Origin of the sequence: Tolypothrix sp. VBCCA 56010 (assembly GCF_050875635.1) — a bacterium.
Taxonomy (GTDB): domain Bacteria; phylum Cyanobacteriota; class Cyanobacteriia; order Cyanobacteriales; family Nostocaceae; genus Hassallia.
This window is the reverse complement of the sequence record NZ_JBPAOH010000295.1, coordinates 1-4112: the sequence shown is the minus strand read 5'-3', so window position 1 is coordinate 4112 and position 4112 is coordinate 1. Positions and strand designations below refer to the sequence as shown.

Here is a 4112-nt window from a genome sequence, read left to right as displayed (position 1 = left end):
GCGTCTGGCTAAGGCGTGAATGCTTTCCGAGGGATAACCGCTTCCATGCTCCCTGTGAAGAAAGAAGTAAATGTCTAGACTTGTCTAGGTTTTATATAGCAGTAACACCATAGGCTGGCTGACTCATCGCCTTGCTTCTTTATACAACAACCAAAACCAGCGTGTTTTTGATAGTGTAATTGTAATTAGCGATCGTCGTGTACTTGACCAGCAATTACAAGATACCATTTATCAATTTGAGCATCGTCAAGGCGTAGTTGAGAAAATTGACGAAAACTCTCGACAGTTGGCACAAGCCTTAGAAAATGCCGTTCCCATCATCATCACTACTTTACAGAAATTTCCCTTTGTCAGTCACCAGTTGGTCAAGCTGGCGGAGGAACGTAACGAACAAAGCAGCGGTGTTTTGCCTACCCGTCGTTGTGCTGTGATTATTGATGAAGCTCACGGTTCCCAGTCAGGCGAAACCGTAACTGAGTTAAAAGGGGTACTTGGCGGGGAATCACTGCAAGCAGCAGCACGTAACCGCGCCCTGGAAGAAGGACTAGAACATTTAGAAGAACTTTTCCGCAGCCTAGTCAAACGTTCCCATCAGTCTAACCTGAGTTTTTTCGCTTTTACTGCCACACCAAAACATGAAACTCTAAAATTCTTTGGTCGTCAAGGAAAAGCTTTTCATCGCTACATCATGCGTCAAGCCATTGAAGAAGGCTTTATCATGGATGTCTTGCGGAATTATACTACTTATAAAGTCTACTTTAACCTCAATAAAGCCACTAAAAATGACCCCAATGTAGAACGCAAAAACGCTGCCCGTTCCCTAGCTCGTTTCATGCGCCTACACCCCCATAATATTGCCCAGAAAACAGAAGTAATAGTCGAACACTTTAACACCTTTACCCGGCATAAAATTGGTGGTCGAGCAAAAGCAATGGTAGTAACTAGCTCTCGCATAGATGCAGTGCGCTACAAACAGAGTTTTGACAAATACATCAAAGAAAAAGGCTATCCAATCAAAACCCTGGTTGCCTTTTCCGGTATAGTCACAGACGACAAGATTAAAGACAAAACTTACACTGAAGAGGAGATGAATAAAGGCATTCGGGAGAAAGAAGTACCAGAACGATTTGCTAGCAGCGAATTTCAGGTTTTACTCGTAGCCGAAAAATATCAAACTGGTTTTGATCAACCCTTGCTACATACCATGTATGTTGACAGGAAATTAGGAGGAATTCAAGCAGTACAGACCCTTTCTCGCCTTAACCGCATTCACCTACTCAAAGAAGATACATTTATTCTGGACTTTGTTAACGACAGGGAAGAAATTCGCCAAGCATTCCAGCAGTTCTATGAAGGGGCAGAATTAGGAATAGAAGCAGACCCTCAACAACTGTACCAACTCCAGAGCGAACTTGATGCTTTAGGAATCTATTTGCACGAGGAAGTTGAACGCTTTTGTGAAATTTACTTTAAACCGAAACAGCGTCAGAGCATATCTGACCATCAAGCGATGAATGCAGCACTTGACCCAGCCGTTGACCGCTTTTGTGTTTTGCATAATGAGCAACTAGAAGCAGTTAAAATTTGGCGCAAAAAGCTGACAGCCTTTCGTAACCTTTACGCTTTCTTGAGCCAGATAATCCCCTACCAAGACTCTGATTTAGAACGGCTGTATATTTTTTTGCGTCACCTATCATCCAAACTGCCACGCCGCTCCAATGAAATACAGTACGATTTTGATAGCGAAATTCAGCTAGAGTATTACCGCCTCCAGAAAATTAGTGAAGGCTCAATCGAGTTAAGAAAAGGTAATACTCGTCCATTAGATGGCCCAAAGGATGTCGGCACGGGCATTGACCGTGGAGATACGGTCAAACTATCACAACTAATTGATATTATCAACAATCGTTTTGGTACTGATTTTAACCAAGCCGATCAATTATTTTTTGATCAACTTGTGGAAACCGCTGCCAATTACAAAGAATTAAAACAGGCAGCACGGGTAAACTCTGCTGACAAATTCGCCTTACTTTTCAAGCAAATGTTAGATTCTCTGTTTGTTGAGCGAGTAGATCAAAATGAGGCAATTTTTGCACGTTATATGAATGACCGTGATTTTCAAAAAATAGTTTCAGATTGGCTAGTTTCAGAAGTATATCAGCGTCTTACTAGCAACTAAAAATTTCCAAATATACAGCGATGCCTATTTTTTAGGGTGTAACGAGTGTGAAAAAACGCCCTAGATAATCTGTTGTGCTAATGAAAATTCTCAGCGATGAATGTTAAATGGAATATGATTGCCTTAATCATTTGCCATTTGGCAATCAGGATAGTTATGGGTATTGCTCCAAAAATTCCAACTCAGAGACACTGGGATGTATTGAATTCATATCTACAACCCTTAAAAGATTATCAAATGGAACTCGACGAGTTTCTGAGACATTGGGATGTGTCACGAGAAGAACTGGCTTTTATCTGTGACTGCTCACTAACAACCGTTAATCACTGGTTTTCCCAAGGCGTTGACCAGAGGATACCAAGCGAGAAACATAAACAGCGCCTAGCATTGGCACACCACATCTGGACAGCAATCCAAACTGAACCAGAGTATCTGCAAAAGCTGCGGGATGTATATCACCAAAAGCCACGCAGAAATCCTGCTAAATAGACCACTTGCCAAATGGCAAGTTTTTATTGCCATTTGGCAAGGTAAAACTTTAATATTATTTATCAGAATTATTGTTGACTTTTACCGTTGCTGGTCAATTTGCACCTAAAAAGATTACTATGCCCGATCTGTTTCCCCAAATACCGCCAGTAGCCTTACCAGAGGGAATTCCCAGCGAATTCCCTCAGCAAAAATTTCATCTCGGTGAATGGGTGCGATGGTTTCAAGTACCCAACGGTGATTTTGGTCGTGTCATCGGAGTTATCTACACCCAACAAGCCAGTTGCATTGCCACTGGCTTACATTACTTGGTTCTTTTAGATGAGCGCAGTCCCTCTCGTGACACCTGTAGCTGCGACTTCGCTTTCGAGGAAGATATCGAACCCCTGGATAACTCATCCTTGGAAAGGCTTCAGGGCAATCATGTCTGAAGCGCAACAACATCAACAGTTGCTAGAACTGCACAACCAAATGTTTATGTCTCCCCAAGATTTTAGCTATCGTTGGGGATTGGGTTACGAAGAATTAGCAAAAATCTGTGCCATCTCTAAATCGACGGCTTATCACTGGTTGGGTGGACAAAAAAGCCAAAGAGAAGCTGGATTACCTTACCAGAGAATTATGGCTGTGGCTGATTTTCTTTTTGCTAACGCCGAAGTAATTAACCCTCTGTTGTCACAGTGGCATAATCCTCAACACCCGAATTAATTCTTCAGTTTTTGCAAATTGACAAAACTTTTCTCCATCACCTTGACCGAGATAAAAAATAGGTAGTAGGGTGCAATTTATAGTCACCAGCCTACTTACTGTTCATGAATCGCTCCACCAATGACTCCTATTACCTGCCTTCCAGTATTGAATTAACAGAAAACCATGTCCTGATTTATCGCATGGCAATCCCTCTCAAAAATGCCATCAGCTACTTACAACAATTTCCCCAGTCAGAATACGAGGATATTTGCCTGGATGCTTTTGAGTTAGGATTTCTGTGCTTGCAAACTCCTCAAACCCGTCATGGCAATGAATTAATTAAGCAGCAGATGGAATCTTTATTGGTGGAGTTTCAGCAGGCAGTCAAAATAATTGCTGAGTCTTTTGGGCAGGAATTAGTTAATCAAGTAGGGACAGATAATGGTCAATTATTAGCTCCACTGCAAAATCAAATTAATTTGACTTCAGCCGTCCTGACTGAAAAACTGAATAATGTCAGCACTTTGCTTACACACGAAATTGATCCCGCCAGAGAAACTTCTGTTGTTGGTCGCTTTCTCTCTTCATTACGCCAACTCTTAGATGCAAAACGCTCTGATTCTATTCAGGGGGCATTTAAAGCAGCATTAGTAAATGCCACTAAGGAAAATGGTACTCTGGCTGCGGCAGTTAAAAATGTGGTTTCTGAGTCTGTCAAACCATTAACCGAACAAGTGGAAAAACTGACCAGGGA

Annotated in this window: 5 protein-coding genes; all 5 read left to right on the top strand. The window is 41.8% G+C overall.

The window, feature by feature from the left end; translation table 11 throughout:
- The first annotated feature begins 109 nt into the window (after window positions 1–109).
- Window positions 110–2179 (top strand): type I restriction enzyme subunit R domain-containing protein, encoded by a 2070-nt coding sequence (locus AABK37_RS40765; RefSeq protein ID WP_432557075.1) that lies wholly within the window; start codon window positions 110–112, stop codon window positions 2177–2179.
- A gap of 96 nt (window positions 2180–2275) precedes the next feature.
- Window positions 2276–2668: a hypothetical protein gene (locus tag AABK37_RS40760; protein WP_432557074.1), complete on the top strand. Its 393-nt coding sequence runs from the start codon at window positions 2276–2278 to the stop codon at window positions 2666–2668.
- Between the two features lie 119 nt (window positions 2669–2787).
- The gene (locus tag AABK37_RS40755) at window positions 2788–3099 is read left to right on the top strand and encodes a hypothetical protein (RefSeq protein ID WP_432557073.1); all 312 of its coding nucleotides are present in this window, start codon (window positions 2788–2790) and stop codon (window positions 3097–3099) included.
- Window positions 3092–3376, top strand: coding sequence for a helix-turn-helix domain-containing protein (locus AABK37_RS40750; protein WP_432557072.1), 285 nt, complete (start codon window positions 3092–3094; stop codon window positions 3374–3376). Before AABK37_RS40755 ends, AABK37_RS40750 begins: the two co-directional genes overlap by 8 nt.
- Before the next feature lie 104 nt (window positions 3377–3480).
- Window positions 3481–4112 (top strand): hypothetical protein (locus AABK37_RS40745; protein WP_432557071.1); only part of this gene is annotated, 632 nt, incomplete at its 3' end.